Origin of the sequence: Nocardia yamanashiensis (genome assembly GCF_021183565.1) — a bacterium.
GTDB classification, from domain to species: Bacteria; Actinomycetota; Actinomycetes; order Mycobacteriales; family Mycobacteriaceae; genus Nocardia; species Nocardia yamanashiensis.
This window is the reverse complement of record NZ_CP089226.1, coordinates 5,949,905-5,969,359: the sequence shown is the minus strand read 5'-3', so window position 1 is coordinate 5,969,359 and position 19,455 is coordinate 5,949,905. Positions and strand designations below refer to the sequence as shown.

The following is a 19,455-nucleotide window of genomic DNA, read 5'->3' as shown; positions in this document are numbered from 1 at the left end:
GCGGGAGTGAACGCCGGGCGCGTCCCGGACGAACACCCCATAACACTTCGGATGCGCAGATGTCCGAATTCCCTTGTGTTTGCCCGCCGTTCACCTGGGGGCGCCACGGTCCGCCGGGCGTTCACCGCGCCGCGTCATTCTCGTACTCTGGAGTCACCACCGAACTACCGCCCCGGAGTCGTGACATGGTCGAGGTGGAGCTGGATCTGTATTCGGCGCGGCCGAATCCCGCCTGGCGGCTCGATCCCGTTGCCGCCCAGGATGTACTGGCCTGCATCGCGGCCGCCCCGCCGCTGGTCGACGGCCGATTGCAGCGCAATCTCGGATATCGCGGGCTGGTGGTGTACCTGCCGGACGGCCGGGTGGCGCGGATTCAGCGCGGCACCATCGAGGTGTCGCGGGGCAATCACCTCAGCTGCCGCGCCGATCTGGGCCGCGCGCTGGAACGTCGGCTGCTGGCCACCGGGCGACCGGAGATCGGGGCGCGCGAGTACGCCATCGCGGCCGCCGCGCTGCGCGGGTGAGCCGGTAACCATCCGGGTGGCCTATCCAAATTGGATGCGCGCCAATTTCAGATTGCCAGCAACTGTCCAGCTATATCTGGAATCGCTGGATTCGATCACAGCTGGCACCTGATCGGTCGGGGGATCGGTGCCCCGGATGACTGGAAAACCATGATGAAGCGCAACACCATTCGCACCACCGCCAAGGTTGCCGCCGCGGCGCTGCCGGTCTCGATCGCGCTCTTCTGCTCGGGCGTGGCAACGGCCGAGGCGCCCCAGCCGGGCCCGGTGGCCACACCGGTGGCCGAGGGCCTGCCGCTGGAGCCGGTCGCCACCGATCCCAATGCGCGATTCCCCGATCCGGCCCTGAACGGCGCGGCCGCGGGCGCGCTCACCGGCAGTTTCGGCGGCGGCGCGCTGGGCTCGGTGGTCGGCTCGATCCCGGGCATGCTGGGCGGTTCGGCGCTGGGCGCTCTCATCGGCGGCGGCATCGGCGCGCTGGTCGGCCTGCTGGACCCGAATGTGATTCCGCAGATCCTGCCCTGATCGGCAACCGAGCAGGGGGCCGGTCGCTGGAAAGCGGCCGGCCCCCTTCGTCATTCGCCGTTACTCCGGGATCGCTTCGGTCAGCGCCACATTGACCCAGCTCGGAGCGCCGGGATCGAGCCGCAGCCGCTGGGGCTTCAGACCGGAGTCGTAGAGGAAGGGCATGGGCGGCAACCCCTTCGGGAAGTTGCTCGCGTACACGTCGATCCGCAGCCGGTGCCCCGGTTGCAGTACCGCTTCGATGGGCGTCAGCGCGATATCGAGGGTCACCGGCACGCCCGGCTCGGTCCGCTCCCGCCGATCGAGATCGAGGTAGTAGGCGGGTGCGGTGTAATCGCCGTTCGCCGAGGTCTTGCTGTTCGCCTCGTCGATCTGCCGCATCGAGGACACCAGCTGACCGGTGGAGATCTCCCGCGAACTGCCGTCCGGCGCAACATCGTTGAGCGTGGCCACCCAGTAGCCGTCGGCGGCGTCGTGGACCACGTTCAGGTGCGCGTTGACGGGACCGGTCAGGGTGGTCGCCGCGGCCACCGGATTGCTGGTGAAGGACAGGCCGTCGTTCTCCCACACTCGCGAATCATTGCCGCAGGCTTCGATGATCGAGGTGATGCCGGCCGAGATCCGCGCGACGTCGCGGCCGCACAGGCTCAACAGGCCGGGGGCCACGGTCAGGTCGTTCAGCGCCGCCTGGCGCGGCGAAGCGGACAGGCCGCCGTCATACCTGGAATTCGCGGTGCCGGAAGGAATGTCGTCGAGGTACATGCGCCGGTAGGTCGCCTCGGTGCGCGGGAACTCCGGTGCGTCGGTCCAGCCGCCGCCCTGCTGCTTGACGACCAGCGGACTGTACTTCTCGATGCCGTTGTCGATACCGCGCAACCAATGGTCGAACCAGGCGCGCTGCAGCACGTCCAGGCGCGGCGGCATGCCCGCGTGCCCGAAGCCCGCCACCCCGGTACCGGCGTGATAGCCATCGCCCATGATCAGCTTCTTCTGTTCGCGCGGCAGCGGGATGCCGTCGAAAGTGGCGGTGGGCGTGCTGCCGAAGATGTCGAACCACGCGCCCACCATGAAGGTCGGCACCTGGATGCGGCTCACGTCGGTCTTCAGGCCGCGCCGGAAATACGAATTCGGGTCGACCAGCTGGCGGGTGTTCGCGGTCAGCTGGTCCGGGCTCAGTGCGGTGTAGCCGTTGATCACCATGTCCACCAGGGTCAGCGGGTTGGCGATCCGGTCCTTCAGCCACTGCGATTGCTGTGCCGGATCGAACTTTCCGACCAGCAGCGAGGTGATGTCGGGAATCATCTTGAGCGCGTTGACGCCGACCAGCCACGGCACCAGGAAGCCGACGCCCACCGCGCCGCCGCTGCCCGCGATGTCGTTGAAGATGTCGGCGCTGCCCTCGTAGGCGAACACCGCCTTCAATCCGGGCGGCCGGCGATCGGTGGCCTCCAGCGCGGAGATGGCGGTGAAGGAGATGCCCATGGTGCCGACATTGCCGTCGCTCCACGGCTGCCGGGTGATCCAGTCGATCACCTCGGCGATGTCCTGCTTCTCCCGGTCGCCGAAGACCTGCCAGGCGCCCTCCGAAGTGCCGGTGCCGCGCAGATCGACCTGCACCAGGGTGTATCCGGCGTCGGCGAGCGCCCAATCCTGTACCGCCGCTTCGATGGCCCCGGCGTCGGCCTGCCGGGTGAGATCGAACAGGCCGTCCAGGCCGACGCCCGGCAGGTTCAGCGAGCCGATCCAATTCTCCAGCGGCTGTTTGATTCCCAGGTCGTCGGCGGCGTAGAGCACCGCCTGCCCCGCCAGTATCGCCACCTTGCCGTAACCCTGCATCTGCAGGATGACCGGTCGCCGGCCATCGGCCATCCGGCCGTCCTGCGCCGGATGGATGATGTCGGCCTTCAGCACCGCGCCGTCGCTCATGGTGATCGGCACGGCCAGATCGGGGGCGATGCCGTGGTAGGGCTGCGGACCGTCCACCGCGGCCGTCCAGGCGGAAGCCAGTGCGCCGCCGTCGATTCCGGTGAACTCCCCGCCCGGTTCACCGGCCGCCGACGGCGTCAGGAACGGCACGCACGCCAGTACGGCCGCCGCCGCCACCAGACCCTTCACGGCGAACTGTCGTGTCCGCCACTGCGATGTCATCGCTGTGTCCCACCTCTCATCATCGGTACCGCCAGATTGTTGCTACCGGTGAGTAGGTAAGACTCGTTCCTGGGCGACATCGTTTTACCCCTGGGCGACAAGCAAGGCGTCCGGGTTGCGGGAATTCGAGCTTGTTGCACGACTTTTCCCAGGTCGAACTTGTGAAACTGTCGATTGCTTGTCTCAGACGATCATGGCTGGCTACGATCCGAGCTCGGCTGGAAATGACACGAACTTGGCGGGGAGGGGCGCGCGGATGGTGATAATGGCGCGCGCCGCAGGCCTTCGGGGCTACTGCGAACTGGTCGCGGAACTGGGCGGGGACGGCGCGGCGCTGCTCCGCCGTTTCGATATCGCCACCGAGAGCATCGACAGCGACGACGCCCTGATCTCGGCGGACGCCACGGGATGGGCGCTCGAACTGGCCGCGGCCGAATTGGCCTGTCCCGATTTCGGTCTCCGCCTGGCCGCCCGCCAGCCCGCCGCGGTCTTCGGACCGCTGTCGATCGCGGTGGCCAATGCCGCCACCGTCGGCGACGCCATCGCGTGCGCGCAGCGATTCCTGTTCATCCACCACACCGGGCTGTCCCTCGGATTGATCCCGGACCCGGACGGGCAAGCCGGCGTGATCGCGCTGAACTACCGGGATATCGCCGAGGCCACCGGTTTCTGCCAGGGCGTCGATCACGGCGCGGGCACGGTGCACCGGCATCTGAGCCGCAGTACGGGCGGCGATTACGGATTGCGCACCGTCCATCTGCCCCATCCGCCCCGGGCGCCGGTGGACCGGTACGTCGAATTCTTCGGCGCGGATGTGCGATTCGACATGCCGACCACGCTGTTCCGGTTCCCGGTCGAGCAACTCGCCAAGCCCATGGCCGGCCGCAATCCGATCCTGCACCAGCTCGCCATGGACTATCTGGACCGGAACTTCCCCGAAGTCGACCGCACCATGACCGCCCGGGTCCGCCTCGCCATCGACCGCGCGTTCGCCGAATCCAAACCCGATCTGGACGGCGTCGCCCGCACCCTGAGCATGCACGAGCGTTCCCTGCAGCGCGCATTGGCCACGGAGGGAACGACTTTCACCGCGGTCCTGGACGAGGCCCGTCGCGACGTCACCTATCGGCTGCTGTGCGAAACCGATCTGCCCATGAGCCGCATCACCGCCCTGATCGGCCTGCGCGAGCAATCCGCGCTGACCCGGGTGGTGCGCCGCTGGTACGGCGCCACCCCGCAACAGATCCGAACGACCGCCCGATCCAGGCGCTGACCTGCGCGGATATCGCGTCAGGGGGCATGTCAGGCCGGTGTCAGGTCGATATCAGGCGGGCTGCCCAAAGTAGTCCACATGAACAGCACAGCAATCGCGGCCTCCGGGTTGCGGAAGGCTTACAAGGACAAGTCGGTCCTGGACGGCATCGACCTGAACATCGGCACGGGCACGATCTTCTCGCTGCTCGGCCCGAACGGGGCGGGCAAGACCACCACGGTCAATGTGCTCACCACCCTGTTGCAGGCGGACGGCGGCACGGCTCAGGTTGCGGGACATGATCTTTCGACCCAGCCCGAACTGGTGCGCAAGGCGATCGGGGTCACCGGGCAGTTCGCCGCGGTGGACGATCTGCTGACCGGCACCGAGAACCTGGAGCTGATGGCGGACATCCATCGGCTGCGGGGCGCCGAGCGCAAGGCGGTGGTCGGCGGACTGCTCGAACGCTTCGAGCTCACCGAGGCGGCCGGCAAGCGCGCCGCGACCTACTCCGGCGGTATGCGCCGCAAGCTGGATCTGGCCATGACGCTGGTCAGCAAGCCGCAGATCATCTTCCTGGACGAGCCGACCACCGGATTGGATCCGCGCAGCCGGCGCACCATGTGGGAGATCGTGCGGGAACTGGTCGGCGACGGCGCGACCATCTTCCTCACCACCCAGTACCTCGAGGAAGCCGACCAGCTGGCCGACCACATCGCGGTGCTGGACCAGGGCCGGATCGTCGCCGAGGGCACCGCGTCGGAACTCAAGCGCCGCATCCCCGGCAGCTACATCGGCCTGCGCTTCGCCCACCCGTCCGAAGTCGAAGCGGCGGCGCGCATCCTGCCCGACGCCACCGTCGACGCCGAGGCGCTGACCCTGCGCGTGCCCGGCGACGGCGACTCGAAATTCCTGCGCGGCCTGCTGAACCGGCTCGCCGAGTACTCGGTGGAAGCCGCCGAAGTCACCGTCCACACCCCTGATCTCGATGATGTTTTCCTCGCCCTGACCGGGCACGCCACCACGGAGGCCGAAGCGTAATGAGCACCATCACCGCCACCCTGGCAGATTCCTCGATCATGTTGCGCCGCAACTTCAAACACACCGCGCGCAACCCCGTCACCATCTTCAACGCCGCGCTCATGCCGGTCGTCATGCTGCTCATCTTCGTGTACGTGTTCGGCAGCGCGTTCGACGTCGGCGGCCACTACATCGACTACGCCACCCCGGGCATGATCCTGCTGGCCATCAGCTACGGGCTGTCCGGGACCGCGGTCTCGGTGAGCTCGGACATGGCCAAGGGCATCATCAATCGCTTCAAGGTCATGGACGTCTCGCGCGGCGCGGTGCTCACCGGCCACGTGGTCGCCACCATGCTGACCAATGCCATCGCCATCGTGGCGGTGCTGGCGGTCGCCTTCGCGCTGGGCTTCCGCCCGGACGCCTCCGCGGCCGACTGGCTGGGCGCCATCGGCGTCATGGCGGCGACGGCGTTCGCGGCGTCCTGGCTCACGGTGGCCTTGGGTATGGCCGCGAAAACCCCTGAGGCCGCGGGCATGTCGGTGGTGCCGCTGATCATGCTGCCCTTCCTGAGCAGCGCGGTGGTGCCTGCCGACAAGATGGGCCAGGGCGTCCGGCAGTTCGCCCAGTACCAGCCCTTCACGCCGATCATCGAATCGCTGCGCGGGTTCCTGGAAGGCAACCCGTCGGCCGGTTACACCGCCGCCGCGCTGGCCTGGGCCGCCGGGTTCGCCATCGTCGGATACCTGTGGTCGCGTTCCACTTTCAACAAGCGAGCGTGACCGCGACCAGCTCGGTCCAATCGCCCGCCGCCCCCTCCGCCATCGCCTCGGTGAAGTCCGCTTCGCCGAGGCGATTTCGCGTTTCCCGCTCGATCCGGGTGGCGTCCGGCAGTGAGCGATCCGGCAGGCCGCGCACCGCGTCGCCGGCCGCCAGCAGCCGCACCGCCTGCGCGTCCTGGCCGTCGCGCAGCGCCAGATCCGCCGCGCCGACCAGGATTCGGGCGATCAGCGGCGCGTATCCGGCGGCCAGCGCCGAACGATACGCCTGCGCATGGTGTTCGCGGGCGACGCCGAGATCGGTGGCGGTGTAGCCGAGCAGGTTGTGGAAGGTCGCACTGATATTGGGCAGCGCGGCGTCCGCGCCCAGCATGGTCCGGGCGATCTCGATCTGGCGATGCACCTCCGCGGCATCGCCGTTCCAGCGCGCCAGCTCCGCCCGCTGTAAAGCCAAGTCGGCCAGGGCATTCGGCCATCCCGCGCGGTCGGCGGCCCGCTGCGCCCCCGCCATGGCGGCCGTGCTCAGCTCGGAATCGCCCAGCAGCCAATACAATTGGGCCTGCCGCGCGCCTACTCGGACCGCGTCCTCCAGGGTGCCGACGGCGGTGACCACGGTGAGCGCTTCGTCCAGAAGTCCGCAGGCGGCGGTGAAATCGCCGCGCATGGCCACCCGGTCCGCCAGTTCGGTGAGCGCGAACGACAGCCCCCAGCGTTCGCCGATGGCACGGAATTCGGCGGCCGCTGCCTCCAGGTACTCGTCCGCCTCCCGGCCGGGACGCCCCAGCATGACCCGCATCTTGCCCTGCTGCAGCCGGGCCAGCGCCCGCACCCACGGATCGGCGTCGGACAGCAGCGGTTCGAACGCGGTCAGGAAGTTGTCCGGTCCCGCCAGCAGGCTTTCCAGCGCGCTGATGAACCGCATCGCCGGATGCCGGCACGTGCCCGGTTCGTGCAGTGCGGACGCCTTGTGAATCCACTCCTGCAGCTGGTTCTCGTCGTTCGGGCCGGACGACATGAAATGCACGACCAGCCCGTACACGAGGGCGCGGGTCTCGTCTTCCACCTCGCCGGGCAGCGCCGCGGCGGCGGTGATCAGCTCCAGGCCCTCCACCTTGTGCCCGCCCAGCCACCAGTACCAGCCCGCCTCGGCGGCGAGCGTCATGGCGCCGGGCGCGTCACCGGCGGCGATCGCGCCGCGCAGGGCCGCCGTGAGATTGCCGTGTTCGGCCGCCAGCGTGGCGAGCCACTTCAACTGGTCGGCGCGGCGCAGTTCCGGCTCCGCGGTGGCGGCCAGTTCGGTGAAGTACGAAAGATGCGCGCGCCGAATCGAATCCGCTTCACCGGCGGCCTCCAGGCGTTCCCGGGCGTACTGCTCGATGGTGGCGAGCATGCGGTAGCGCGGTTCGCTGTCGGCGGTGGCGCGCAGCAGCGATTTCTCGGTGAGCGCGGTCAGCAGCTCCAGGATCTCCCACTGCTCGACGGTGTCGTCGGCGCAGATCCGTTCCGCCGCTTCCAGACTCGCGCCGCCGGAGAACACCGCGAGCCGGCGCAGCACGGTGCGTTCGGCGTCGGTGAGCAGCTCCCAGCTCCAGTCCACCACCGCGCGCAGGGTGCGGTGCTGCGGGATGGCGGTCCGGCTGCCGCCGGTGAGCAGGCGGAAGCGATCGTCGAGGCGGTCGGCCAGTTGGTCCAGGGACATGGTGCGCAGCCGGGCCGCGGCCAGTTCGATGGCCAGCGGGATGCCGTCCAGGGCCCGGCAGACCCGCGCCATGGTGGTCAGCGATCCGGTATCGGAACCGAGATCCTTGCGCACCGCGCTCGCCCGATCGCGCAAAAGCTGTACGGCGGGCGAGGATTCGATCTCGGCGGGATTCGAATCGTCGAGGGGCAGGGCCAGCGGTTCGACCCGCCACAGCGCCTCGCCGGTGATGCCGAGCGGTTCCCGGCTGGTCGCGATGATGCGCAGCCGCTGACACTCGCCGAGCACCCGGTGCGCGAAGGCCGCCGCCGCCTCGATCACGTGCTCGCAGTTGTCCAGAATGAGCAGGGTTTCGCGTTCGCGAACGGCCGCGATGAACCGGTCCAGCGGTTCGGCCTGCGGGCCGGTGCCCAGCAGGGCGTCGCGGAGCCCGAACGCGGCCAGCGCCGCCTGCGCGATATCCCCGCCGGCGCCGACTCCGGCCAGTTCCACCAGCCAGGCGCCGTCCGGCAGATCCTCGAGCAGGGTGCGCGCGCTCTCCAGCGCCAGCCGGGTCTTGCCCGACCCGCCGGGGCCGGTGAGGGTGGTGAGCCGGTGTGCCGCAACGAGTTCGCGCACCGCCGCGACCTCGCCCTGTTTGCCGACGAAGCTGGTGAGTTCGGCGCGCAGATTGGTCTTGCGCTCCTCGGCGGCCTGCGCGCCCACCTCGCCGCGCAGCAGCGAGACGTGCAGCGCCGACAGTGCGGGGGAGGGGTCCACGCCGAGTTCGTCGGCCAGCGCTTCGCGGGTCTGCTGGTAGACGCTCAGCGCTTCGGAGCCGCGTCCCGCTTCGGCGAGCGCTCGCATGAGCGCGGCGGCCAGGCGTTCCCGCACCGGGTACCGGCTGACCAGTTCGGTCAGTTCGGCGACCAGGTCCGCACCCCGCCCGAGCCGGGTCTCGGCCTCGTACAGATCCTCCAGCGCGGCCAGGTGCAGGCCCTCGAAGCGGGCGGTCACCGCATCGGCGTCCGCGCTGTCGGGCAGCCCGATGTCCTGCATGAGCGTCCCGCGCCACAGTTCGACGGCTTCGCGCAGCAGCGGGGCGGCCTGCATATCGGTGCCGCCGCGGGCCTGATCGACGAGCCGTTCGAAGCGCACCGCATCGACCGCGTCCGGGGTGACGGCCAGCCGGTAGCCGCCCGCCTGCACATCGATCGAGCCGTCCGGCAGCAGTTTCCGCAACCGCGAGACCAGGGCTTGCAGGGCGTTGGCGGCGTCGGCCGGCGGCTGCTCACCCCACACCCAGTCGACCAGTTTGTGTTTCGGCACCGCGCGGCCGGGTTCCAGCGCCAGCGCGATCAGCAGCCCGCGCAGCCGGGCACCGGGTACCTCGATCGATCCCCCGTCCTCTGTCCGGATCTGCAGCGGCCCAAGTATCCCGATACGCACCCGGTCATTCTGCCGGGCGGGGCAAATCGTGTCAGAGGGCGTGTCAGTCCGGCGTCAGCCCCGTATCAGCGGCCGTCGCCAAAGTAGTTCTCAGCAACCGATCCACCTGCTGAAGGAGCCCGAGATGTTCAACTTCGACACCCCCGAATCCATCGCCGTCACCGTCGACGTGCTGTCCGCGACCGTCACCGTGGTCGCCTCGGATCGCACCGACACCGTGGTCGACGTCCGGCCCGCCGACGAATCCAAGAAGGGCGATGTGCGGGCCGCCGCCCAGACCAAGGTCGATTTCGACGGCGCCGCGCTGACCGTGCGCACGCCGAAGGACTGGCGCACCCACACCCCGTTCGGCGGCAACCCGTCCATCGAGGTCATCATCGAGGTGCCGCGCGGGTCGGCGCTCAAGGGCGAGGCGGGCGTCGGGCGGCTGTCGGGATTCGGTGAACTGGGCCAGTGCGATCTGAAGATCGCCGCCGGTGACATCTTCGTGGAGCGCCCGCAGGGTTCGGTCACCGCCAAGGTGTCCAAGGGCGATATCCGCATCGGCGAGGCCACCCGCGGCGTCATGCGCCTGGACACCTCCATGGGCGAACTGGAGGTCGGCATCCGCCCGGGCAGCGCGGTGCGGGTGGAATCCAATGTGGCGCTGGGCCAGGTCAGCAATCAGCTGGCGCCGGTGGCCGGTGCGGGCGAGACCGTCGAGGTCTTCGCCCGCAACTCCTACGGCAATATCGTCATCCGGAATGCGGCGTAGTCCACGGGCGCAGCTTCTCCGGATTGCGCACGGCCCAGATCCGGGTGATGCGCCCGTCCGCGATATCGAAGGCGTACACCGACACGATGGCGTCGCCGAGCCGTGCGACCAGCCCGGGCTGGCCGTTGACGGTGCGTTCGAGCAGGGTGACGGCGGGGCCGCGGGTGGCGATCTCCATCCAGGCGCGGGCGATCTCCGCGCCGCCGATGATCGGTTCGCGGAAGGCCGGGGCCAGGCCGCCGCTGTCGGCGACGGCGGTCGCGTGCGGATCGAGCAGGCCGATCAAGGCTTCGATATTCCTTGTCTCCCAAGCGGTTTTGAAATCCTTGACCACCTCGGCGCGGCGGTCGCCGGACGGTTCCCGGGCGGTGCCGATGCGGCGGCGGGCGGAGGAGGCCAGCTGGCGGCAGGCCCCCGGGGAGCGCCCGACGATATCCGCGATCTCGGCGAAGGAATAGCGGAAGACGTCGTGCAGCACGAAGGCCACGCGTTCGGCGGGCGTGAGGGAATCGAGCACCACCAGGAAAGCCATGCTGATCGATTCGTCCAGGGTGACGCGGTCGGCGGGATCGGCGGGCACGGTGCCGCCGAGCCATTCGTCGCGATCCGGCACCGGCTCCGGAATCCATTCGCCCACATAGCGTTCCCGCCGGGCCCGGGCCGAGCCGAGCAGGTCCAGGCAGATGCGCCCGGCCACCGTGGTCAGCCACGCGCCGGGCGTCGTCACCTCCCGCCGCTGCCGCTCGGTCAGGCCGTACCAGCGGGTATAGGTCTCCTGCACCACATCCTCGGCTTCGGCGAGCGAACCCAGCAGCCGATACGCGAGATTGAGCAACTGCCGGCGCTCACCCATCACCGCTTCCAGATCCGGATCCGTCATCGCGTTGGCCCTTTCGTTCGATGCCGCCTCACCTGATACGACGAATCAGCGACCCGATTCGTGAGGCGGCCTGACATTCCGCCCGGCTGCGTCGTCGGAAGGTCGTACCCCGATCGAACAGGAGACGGCCATGACCCGAATCGGCATCATTCTCGGCAGCACCCGACCCAATCGCAACGGCCCGCAGGTCGCGCACTGGGTGCTGGAGACGGCGGCGCGGCGCGGCGACGCCGAATACGAACTGCTCGACCTGCGCGAACACCCGCTCCCGCACCTGGACGAAGCGGTGCCGCCCATGTTCGGGCCGTCGGTCAACGCGCACACCCGGGCCTGGGCCGAGAAGCTCGCCGCCTGTGACGGATTCCTCGTGGTCACCCCCGAATACAACAGCGGGGCGCCCGGCGTTCTGAAGAACGCCCTCGACCACGCTTTCGCCGAATGGGCCGACAAAGCGGTCGGATTCGTCTCCTACGGCGTACACGGCGGCGTCTGCGCGGTGCAGCAGTTGCGATCGATCTGCAGCGTGCTGGGTATGGCGGTGGTGAGCCGCCAGGTCACCGTCTCGCTGCACACCGATTTCGAGAACCACACCGTGTTCACCCCCGGCGACCACCACGTCACCGCCCTGCACACCACCGTGGACCAGGTGCTGGCGTGGAGCGCCGCCCTGGCCCCGCTCCGGGCCACCGTCCCCGTCGCCTGAACACACCGGATCACTTGGAGGACATGATGAGTGCGAACGAAGCCGCCGTGGGGCGGCACATCGACCGGCTGATCGAGGGGATCGAGGCCAAGGATCTGGAGGCGCTGCGGCGGCTCTACGCCACGGATGTGGTGTCGTTCGATGTGGAGCCGCCCTTGCAGCACGCGGGAATCGAAGCGAAGCTGGCGAATTGGGCCAAGGTGTTCACCTTCTTCCGGGACGTCGAGTACGAGATCCGGGACCGGGCCGTCACCGCGAGTGCGGATGTGGCGTTCGCGCACGGGTTCGGGCGGCTGCGCGGCACTTTCGAGAACGGGGTCAGCACCGACGGCATGTGGGTGCGGTACACCATCTGCTTGCGCAAGATCGACGGCGACTGGCTGATCACCCACGATCAGGCGTCCGTGCCGTTCGACGTGGTGAGCGGTAAGGCCACCCCGGATCTGACGCCGTAACCCGTACCGCAGGGTGGGGCGGGGATCGCCCGGTGGCGTGATGTGCGGCGCGCGTCGCGCCATCGAGACTCGTCGACATGGGCAACAAGATGTTCGGAGCACTGCTGGCGGTGGTCGTGAGCGCCGGGGTGCTGTGCGCCGGGCAGGCGGGAGCGGCACCGTCTGCTTCGCTGAAATGGCAGCCTTGCCAAGAGAATTCGGCATTCGACTGCGCGACTTTGCCGGTGCCGATCGACTGGGCGGATCCGGGCGGCGCGGGCATCGATATCGCCGTGGTGATCGACCGTGTCGACGACCCGTCGCGCCGGATCGGCACCCTGGTCTCGCTGCCCGGTGGGCCCGGCAGTTCGGGTGTGGATCAAATCCTCGGCGGCGCAGGGTTTTCCGATGAACTCCGCGCCCGCTTCGACATCGTCAGCATCGACCCCCGCGGCGTCGGCCGCAGCCACCCGGTGCGATGCGATGCCGGATTGGCCGCCGATCGCCCCGGCTTGGATCCCGACGCCGGCGCGCTGCTGCCGGACGTTCGCTCCTACGCCGCCGAACTGGCGGCCGGCTGCCGTGAGCACACCGGTCCGCTGATGGATCACCTCGACGCGAAGAGCGTGGCGCGGGACGTAGACGCGCTCCGTAATGCCTTGGGCGAGAACAAGGTAAGTCTCTACAGCCGCTCCTACGGCACCATGTCCGCCCAGGCCTACGCGGAACTGTTCCCGCAAAACCTGCGCGCCTCCCTGCTCGACAGCGTCGACGATCACAGTCTCGACGGCGCCGGGTTCCTGGCTTTGGAAGCCCGTGCGGGACAAGACACTTTCGACGAATTCGCGAACTGGTGCGCGCGCGACACCACCTGCGTCCTGCACGGCACCGACGTCCGCGCCACCTACCGCGCCCTCTGGGACGCGGCCACCCGCGGCGAACTCCGCACCCCCGGCAAGCCCGACCGCCCCCTGCGCCCCCTCGACCTGAGCCAGCAAGTCACCCAACGGCTCTACCATCCCGACTGGGCAAAACTGGCCGGCGATCTCCAAACCCTCACGGCCACACCGAAGGGCAGCCCCGAACCGGTCACGACCCCACGTGCCACCGGCACCGCCGCGCCCTTTCCCGCCATCATCTTCTGCTCCGACTGGCAATTCGATATCCCCGACCAGGCCCGGTGGCAATCTCTCTGGACCGCCCAGCACGCCAACGCCCCCACCCTCGGCGCCCACTTCGCCTGGGCCGCGGGCAGCCTCTGCTCCGCCTGGCCCACCCCTCCCGCCAACCCACCGCACCGGCCCACCGTTCAGAACAGCCCGCCGACTCTCATCCTCAACTCCCGGCACGATCCGGCCACTCCGCTCGAATGGGCGATCCAGGTAGCCGCCCAAACCCCCGCCACCCTCCTCACCTACGACGGCTGGGGTCACGGCATCTACGACCGCAACGCCTGCACCACCAGCGCGGCCGACCGCTATCTGACCGACCTGACCATGCCGGCCACGACGAGCTGCCCCGCCTAGACATTTGCCCCGGATGCCCTCCCCGGGATGCAATCATCGGCGTGTCACCGCTACCGAGATCGGCCGGATACGGGTTCCTGGCCTGCTTCGTCCTCGCCACCCTGGTCGGCGGGGCGAGTGCGGTCGCGATGGCCTGCTGCCTGATTCAGGCCGGACTGCTGGTGCTGGCGACGCGCCGGCCCGGCAGCCGGCGCTGGGTGCTGCCGATGCAGCCGGCACTGAACTATCTGCCGTTCGTCCTCGGGGATACCGCGACCAATCCCGACTGCCTGCTGGCCGCGGCGGCCCTGCGCTGCCTGCCGCGCCGCGCCCGCTGGCCGGTTTTCCTTGCGATCCAGTGGAGCTCGGGATTCGTGCACGGCACGGGGCACGCGGGGCCGGGCGAGATCATCGGGGTCGCCGCCTATACCGGGGCGCTGGGCATCGTGCTCTACAGCCTGCTGCTCCTGCCCGATCTGGTCGCACGGCTCACCGCGAGCAAGGGCGAACTGGCTCGCGTCACCCGCGCACGGGAGCGGCTGCGGGCGGACGAATCGCTGCGGCTGGCGATGAGTGCGCGGCTTTCCGACGTCATGGAGCTGCTCGCGGCCGCCCGCCGGGAGCTGGGGGAGCAGCCCGATCGGGCGCGCGAATCGGTTCTGCTGGCGGCCGCGGCGACCAGGCGGTTGATCGCGGCCGTGCGGGATACCGCCGCGGGGAATCGCGACTACCACGGCGCGCCGAGCGATCCCGAACCGGTCGCCAGGCTGGCGCCCCGATTGACCATGGCGGCCTTGGTTTTCGGCCTGACCGCGTGGACCGCCATCCACGTCATCGAGGGCGGTCCGTACCGGGTGCTCGTCGCACTCGGCGGCCTCACCGTCTCGGGATTGCTGCTGGCGCAACTGTTCCGGCCGCAGCACACCACCGGGCTGCTGCTGGCCCAGAGCGCTGTGACTCTGATGCCGCTGCCCTGGCTCGGGTCGTTCTGGACCGGTTGGCTGACCCTGCTCATGGCGACGGTGCTGCTGACCCAGCCCGGCCTGCGCGCGCTCGTCCTCTCCGCCGGACTGCTCACCCTGCACGGCCTGTTCCCGGAACCGGATCATCCGCCGGGCATGCAGGTGGGCTGGCTACTCCCGGCCGTGGAGGTGGCGTTCGCGGTGCTCGGGCTGGCGTCCTTCTGGCAGGTGACCAATCAGCTGAATCAGGCTCGCGCGGCGCATATTCGGCTGACCGTGCAGGTGGAGCGGCTGCGCATGGCCCGCGACATCCACGATCTGCTCGGTCTGACGCTGTCGGTGCTGGCGATCAAGAGCGATCTGATCGCCGAGATCATCGCCATCGACCGGGACCGCGCGGCCGCCGAGATCGACGAAGCGCTGCGCATCGCCGCCGAGGCGCGCCGCGAGAAACAGGCCATCACCGGCGATCCCACCCGGTCCTCGCTGCACCGGGAACTGGCGACCGCCACGACGGTGCTGGCCGACAACCACATTCGAGTGGAGCTGAGCTGCGACGACGAGCTGCCGGACGCGGGCGGCGACATGCTGGGGCCGGTGGTGCGCGAGGCCGTCACGAATATCCTGCGGCACAGTGCGGCCACCCGGGTCGCCATCGTCTGCCGGCGGCAGGACACCGACTTGCGCCTGTCGATTCGCAATGACGGTGCGGTTGCCGGATCCGGCGGCGGGCAGGGTCTGGCGAACATGCGCGCCCGGGTGGCGGAGGCGGGCGGGCAGTTCGAGGCGACTGCACGGCCGCCCGAATTCCTGCTCACCGCAACGGTTCCCGTGGACGGGTATGCAGAATGCACGGTGCCGGCCGGTGATTTCGCACGGGAGATCGATGGCGTGCGCACTACTCCCGGGTCCGCCGCGATGTGAGGCTGGTGGGCGTCATTTCTCCCGACGCCGAAGGACCCACCATGCCGGTCGTGCGTATTACCAACTACCGCATCGCGCCCGGCACGCTGGCGGAGTTGCTGACGCAGCGGATCGCGCTCATCGATCGGATACGGAGTGCGAACCCGGGGTTGACCGAGACGCGGCTGATCCGGTTGGAGGACGGCAGCTATACCGATATCTGGCGGTGGGAGTCGGCTGAGCACATGCTGGCGGCTTTCGGGGATGCGCGGGGGCTGCCGTTGGTGGGGGTCACGATGTCGCTGACCAGCGATGCCACCGCGATGACGGGGGAAATCGTGGATGAGCGGTGAGGGCGTGTCACACCTCGCGGGGCTGCGTCGTCACCTTGACGAAGCCGGATGAACCGGCAGCGCACAGCAACGAACAGAGAAGAGCAGACCATGGAACCGCGTTTCAACCTCTACGCCAACGACGTCGCCGGCAAGTTCAACAAGCGCCTGGTCACCGCCGCCCGCGTGGTCGACGAGTCGACCCTGCCCAAGGCCACCCAGGAACTGGTGAAGATCCGCTCCTCGCAGATCAACGGCTGCGGCATGTGCCTGGACATGCACACCAAGGACGCGGCGCACGCCGGCGAATCCGCGGTGCGCCTGGCCATGGTCGCCGCCTGGCGCGAGTCCACCGTGTTCACCGAAGCCGAGCGCGCTGCGCTGGCGCTGACCGAGGAGGGCACCCGCCTGGCCGACAACGGCCGGGGCATCTCCGAGGACACCTGGGCCGCGGTCCGCAAGAACTACGACGACGACCAGATCGGCGCGCTCATCTCCCTGATCGCCACCATCAACGCCTGGAACCGCCTGAACGTGATCGCGGGCCTGGCGGGCGGGGAGTACGTGCCCGGCCAGTGGTGAGCGGGCGCCGATTGCTGTCACCCCCGCCGCGCATACTGGTAACCGCACGATATGGGCTCGGCCCGGTTTTGCGATGTGGGCAGCGCCCGTTACTCCATCAGCCGTCGACGCCGAAGGAAATCTCATGCTGACCACCAGTTATCTTCCGGGTGCCCCGAATTGGATCGATCTGGGCACGCCCGATGTGGACGCCGCGGCCGCCTTCTACGGTGAAGTCTTCGATTGGATCTTCCAATCCGCCGGGCCCGACGGCGGCGGGTACGGGTTCTTCCAGCAGGACGGTAAGACGGTCGCCGGTATCGGCCCGCTCACCGAGGCGGGCGCCGCGTCCGCGTGGACCATCTACTTCTCCACCCCCGATGCCGACGCCACCGCCAAAGCGGTCGAACAGGCAGGCGGCACCGTCCGGGTGGCCCCCGACGATGTGTTCTCGTTCGGCCGCATGGGCCAGTTCACCGACCCCACCGGCGCGGACTTCGCGGTCTGGCAGCCCGGGGACACCGTGGGCATGGATGTGGTCGCCATCCCGAACACCCTGTCCTGGACCGAGCTCTACACCACCGACGTGGCCGCCGCCCGCGACTTCTACCGCACCGTATTCGACTGGGAGACAACAGAAATGCCGCTCGGCGCAGTGAAGTACACCGTGGTTCGCCCCGCCGGCGCGGACCAGAACGCCGGGCACGGCGGCCTGATGCAATTGCTCCAGGACAACCTGGACGCCGGCTCCACACCCGAATGGCACCCCTACTTCGAGGTGAACGACTGCGACGCCACCACCGCGAAAGCCGCAGCGGCCGGTGCGACCACCATCATCCCGCCCATGGACCTCCCGGGCGTCGGCCGCATGGCCATGTTCCTGGACCCGGCCGGCGCTCCCTTCGCAGTGATCAAGGGCGCCACGAGCTGACGGCCGATCGCGGTGCGGCCACAGATCGTCACATGTTCAGGCCGTGATCGGCAGACTGGCGAACATGGAAAAGGAACTGCGAGAAGCCGAACGACGCTTGCAGGCCGCGCAATTGGCCGGTGACGTCGAGGCGCTGGACGAGCTGCTCGATGATCGCCTGCTCTTCACCTTCGGCGCCGACACGTTCACCAAAACGGACGATCTCGAACTGCATCGCACCAAAACCCAGGTCATGACCAGCCTCACCGAAGAACACCTGTCCGTCCTGGTGGAAGGCGCCACCGGCGTCACCTGGTTCCTCGGCCGGGTCGAAGGAACCGTGCACGGCGCACCGTTCGCGGCCCGGATGCGCTACACCCGCACCTGGGTACACGACGATTCCCGCGGCTGGCGGATCATTGCCGCGCACGCGTCCACGGCCGAGTGATCCCGGGCGCCGGTCCCCGGTCATGACGGGGCGCGGACTATGGAGCGTCGCTCAGATCGCTGATCACTGTCGCCAGTGCGCCTATCGGCTCGCTCTCGGTCCGCCACACCAGCGCGTAGGGCAGCGGCGGCATATCGGTCACTGGAATCCAGCGGACGTGCGTCACCGCCCAGTGGTGCAGTACGTGGGCGGGGAAGGCGTGGACGATATCGCCGTTGCCGACCCAGTCGATCAGATCGTCGGGGTTGGTGATCTGCCGACCGCGGGTGATCGGGCGTCCGCTCGGTGTGAAGAACGGGAGGTAGGTTCCCTCCCAGCCGGACGGTGCCTTCGGCGGCATGGCATGGAGGTAGTCGGCGAAGTCCTCGACCGATACCTCGGGCCGGTCAGCCAGCGGGTGATCATGACTGACCGCCAGCACCCGGGAATCCCGGAACAGGACGGGCCCCATGGTGAGGTCGTCGTCGACCGGCCCCCACGTCACCAGGGCGTCGTACTGACCGTTGCGCAGCGTATTGAACGGATCGGTGAACGCGAGACGGTGCAGCCGGAGCTCGCACTGCGGGTGCCGACGGCGGAACTCGGCCCAATACTGGTGCAGCCCTTCGAAGTTGAAGGGATGCAGGGCGACCCGCAGCACCGTCGTCTGCCCGCGGGCGGCCAGCTTGGCCCGCCGTACACTCTGCTCCAGACCTCGGTAGTGCGGTCGCAGGTCGGCGCGCAACTGTTCACCCACCGCGGTCAGCCGCACCACCCGATTGGTCCGTTCGAACAGCAGCGCTCCGATCTGACGCTCCTGCTTCTTGATCGCCTGCGTGATCCGCGCCGGGGTGACATTGAGCCGCTCGGCGGTCCGCCCGAAATGCAGCTCTTCGGCCAGCGTCAAGAAGATCTCGATGTCGCGTAACTCCACGAAGTCCCTGTCTCGTTAACTCCGCGGTTAATGCGGCATTGCTTTCTTCGTCGTTGTTCGGCGGTTGCCGGCCGCTCATTCTAGGACCCGGGCCAACCAAGGCGCGGCTGTGGAGGTGAACAAATGACCTGGCGTTCCAAACCCTGTGGGTCCCGGGAACCAGAAAAGACTGTTTCCCAACGAATTTCCGAGGCAACAGGATAGGAGAACCGAATGACCTTCTCGGCCACCGTTTTCATCGGCACCAGTCTCGACGGCTATATAGCCCGCGTCGACGACGACATCGAATGGCTGACCTCACGCGGCGAGAAAGCCGGGGATCTCGGGTTTCTCGAGTTCCTCGACTCGGTCGACGCCGTGATCATGGGCCGCAAAACCTACGACAAGGTCATCGGATTCGGTGCGGAGAACTGGCACTACGGCAACCGCCACGTCGGCGTGCTCAGCACCACCCTGCCCGACGACGCCGATCCACGCATCACCGTCTACCGCGACCTCGACAGCATGATCGCCGACCTCGAAGCACGCGAACTCGCACACGTCTACCCCGACGGCGGCCGCCTGATCCAAAGCTTCCTGCGGGCCGGCCGCGTCGATAAATTCATCATCAGCGTCGCTCCGGTGCTGATCGGAGCCGGCTTCCGCCTCTTCGGCGACCTCCCCGAAGATGTCTCGCTGCACCTGGACTCGGCGGCGGACGTCGGTGGCGGCTTCGCGCAGCTGCGCTACACGGTGGAAAAGACCCATCGGAAACCTGAACTGGGTGAATGACGTT

19 protein-coding genes are annotated in these 19,455 nt (G+C 68.6%); 15 read left to right on the top strand and 4 right to left on the bottom strand.

What is annotated here, in order from left to right; all coding sequences use genetic code 11:
- The first annotated feature begins 185 nt into the window (after positions 1 to 185).
- Positions 186 to 524, top strand: a complete 339-nt coding sequence (locus LTV02_RS27640) for a hypothetical protein (RefSeq protein WP_067712344.1) — start codon at positions 186 to 188, stop codon at positions 522 to 524.
- 153 nt (positions 525 to 677) lie between these two features.
- Positions 678 to 1,049 (top strand): hypothetical protein, encoded by a 372-nt coding sequence (locus LTV02_RS27635; RefSeq protein WP_233034759.1) that lies wholly within the window; start codon positions 678 to 680, stop codon positions 1,047 to 1,049.
- A gap of 60 nt (positions 1,050 to 1,109) precedes the next feature.
- On the opposite strand, the gene LTV02_RS27630 is transcribed toward LTV02_RS27635, so the two are convergent.
- A complete protein-coding gene (locus tag LTV02_RS27630; RefSeq protein WP_233034758.1) occupies positions 1,110 to 3,197 on the bottom strand; it encodes a CocE/NonD family hydrolase in 2,088 nt (695 codons plus the stop codon).
- 265 nt (positions 3,198 to 3,462) lie between these two features.
- On the opposite strand from LTV02_RS27630, the gene LTV02_RS27625 reads away from it, so the two are divergent.
- From LTV02_RS27625 to LTV02_RS27615, 3 genes are all read left to right on the top strand, one after another.
- Entirely contained in the window at positions 3,463 to 4,470 is a 1,008-nt protein-coding gene (locus LTV02_RS27625; RefSeq protein WP_233034757.1) for an AraC family transcriptional regulator, read from the top strand.
- Positions 4,471 to 4,548: 78 nt separating this feature from the next.
- Positions 4,549 to 5,490: an ATP-binding cassette domain-containing protein gene (locus LTV02_RS27620; RefSeq protein WP_233034755.1), complete on the top strand. Its 942-nt coding sequence runs from the start codon at positions 4,549 to 4,551 to the stop codon at positions 5,488 to 5,490.
- On the top strand, positions 5,490 to 6,251 hold the full coding sequence (locus tag LTV02_RS27615; RefSeq protein ID WP_067712336.1) for an ABC transporter permease: 762 nt from the start codon (positions 5,490 to 5,492) through the stop codon (positions 6,249 to 6,251). The genes LTV02_RS27620 and LTV02_RS27615 overlap by 1 nt, the downstream gene beginning before the upstream one ends.
- On the opposite strand, the gene LTV02_RS27610 is transcribed toward LTV02_RS27615, so the two are convergent.
- On the bottom strand, positions 6,235 to 9,375 hold the full coding sequence (locus tag LTV02_RS27610) for a BTAD domain-containing putative transcriptional regulator (RefSeq protein WP_233034753.1): 3,141 nt from the start codon (positions 9,373 to 9,375) through the stop codon (positions 6,235 to 6,237). The two genes, LTV02_RS27615 and LTV02_RS27610, sit on opposite strands and share 17 nt — an antisense overlap.
- Before the next feature lie 124 nt (positions 9,376 to 9,499).
- On the opposite strand from LTV02_RS27610, the gene LTV02_RS27605 reads away from it, so the two are divergent.
- Positions 9,500 to 10,129, top strand: a complete 630-nt coding sequence (locus LTV02_RS27605; RefSeq protein WP_233034751.1) for a DUF4097 domain-containing protein — start codon at positions 9,500 to 9,502, stop codon at positions 10,127 to 10,129.
- Here LTV02_RS27605 and sigJ read toward each other — a convergent pair.
- Positions 10,110 to 11,009, bottom strand: a complete 900-nt coding sequence (gene sigJ / locus LTV02_RS27600; RefSeq protein WP_233034750.1) for an RNA polymerase sigma factor SigJ — start codon at positions 11,007 to 11,009, stop codon at positions 10,110 to 10,112. The genes LTV02_RS27605 and sigJ overlap by 20 nt on opposite strands.
- Positions 11,010 to 11,139: 130 nt before the next feature.
- On the opposite strand from sigJ, the gene LTV02_RS27595 reads away from it, so the two are divergent.
- The 8 genes from LTV02_RS27595 (at position 11,140) to LTV02_RS27560 (ending at position 17,767) form a co-directional block, all read left to right on the top strand.
- Positions 11,140 to 11,712, top strand: a complete 573-nt coding sequence (locus LTV02_RS27595; RefSeq protein ID WP_233034749.1) for an NADPH-dependent FMN reductase — start codon at positions 11,140 to 11,142, stop codon at positions 11,710 to 11,712.
- Positions 11,713 to 11,738: 26 nt separating this feature from the next.
- Entirely contained in the window at positions 11,739 to 12,167 is a 429-nt protein-coding gene (locus LTV02_RS27590; RefSeq protein WP_233034748.1) for a YybH family protein, read from the top strand.
- Positions 12,168 to 12,244: 77 nt separating this feature from the next.
- On the top strand, positions 12,245 to 13,672 hold the full coding sequence (locus LTV02_RS27585) for an alpha/beta hydrolase (protein WP_233034747.1): 1,428 nt from the start codon (positions 12,245 to 12,247) through the stop codon (positions 13,670 to 13,672).
- 41 nt (positions 13,673 to 13,713) lie between these two features.
- Positions 13,714 to 15,537, top strand: coding sequence for a sensor histidine kinase (locus LTV02_RS27580; RefSeq protein WP_233034746.1), 1,824 nt, complete (start codon positions 13,714 to 13,716; stop codon positions 15,535 to 15,537).
- Between the two features lie 41 nt (positions 15,538 to 15,578).
- Complete coding sequence (locus LTV02_RS27575; protein ID WP_067712323.1) at positions 15,579 to 15,869, top strand: hypothetical protein; 291 nt, start codon at positions 15,579 to 15,581, stop codon at positions 15,867 to 15,869.
- Positions 15,870 to 15,959: 90 nt separating this feature from the next.
- Positions 15,960 to 16,430 carry a carboxymuconolactone decarboxylase family protein gene (locus tag LTV02_RS27570; RefSeq protein WP_233034745.1) on the top strand — a complete coding sequence of 157 codons (471 nt, stop codon included), beginning with the start codon at positions 15,960 to 15,962 and terminating at the stop codon, positions 16,428 to 16,430.
- Positions 16,431 to 16,554: 124 nt separating this feature from the next.
- On the top strand, positions 16,555 to 17,340 hold the full coding sequence (locus LTV02_RS27565) for a VOC family protein (RefSeq protein ID WP_233034744.1): 786 nt from the start codon (positions 16,555 to 16,557) through the stop codon (positions 17,338 to 17,340).
- A 43-nt stretch (positions 17,341 to 17,383) separates the two neighbouring features.
- The gene (locus LTV02_RS27560) at positions 17,384 to 17,767 is read left to right on the top strand and encodes a nuclear transport factor 2 family protein (RefSeq protein WP_233034742.1); all 384 of its coding nucleotides are present in this window, start codon (positions 17,384 to 17,386) and stop codon (positions 17,765 to 17,767) included.
- Positions 17,768 to 17,804: 37 nt separating this feature from the next.
- On the opposite strand, the gene LTV02_RS27555 is transcribed toward LTV02_RS27560, so the two are convergent.
- Positions 17,805 to 18,680 (bottom strand): LysR family transcriptional regulator, encoded by an 876-nt coding sequence (locus tag LTV02_RS27555; protein ID WP_233034740.1) that lies wholly within the window; start codon positions 18,678 to 18,680, stop codon positions 17,805 to 17,807.
- Positions 18,681 to 18,893: 213 nt separating this feature from the next.
- Here LTV02_RS27555 and LTV02_RS27550 point away from each other — a divergent pair, with 213 nt between their 5' ends.
- Entirely contained in the window at positions 18,894 to 19,451 is a 558-nt protein-coding gene (locus tag LTV02_RS27550; protein WP_233034738.1) for a dihydrofolate reductase family protein, read from the top strand.
- Positions 19,452 to 19,455: the final 4 nt, after the last annotated feature.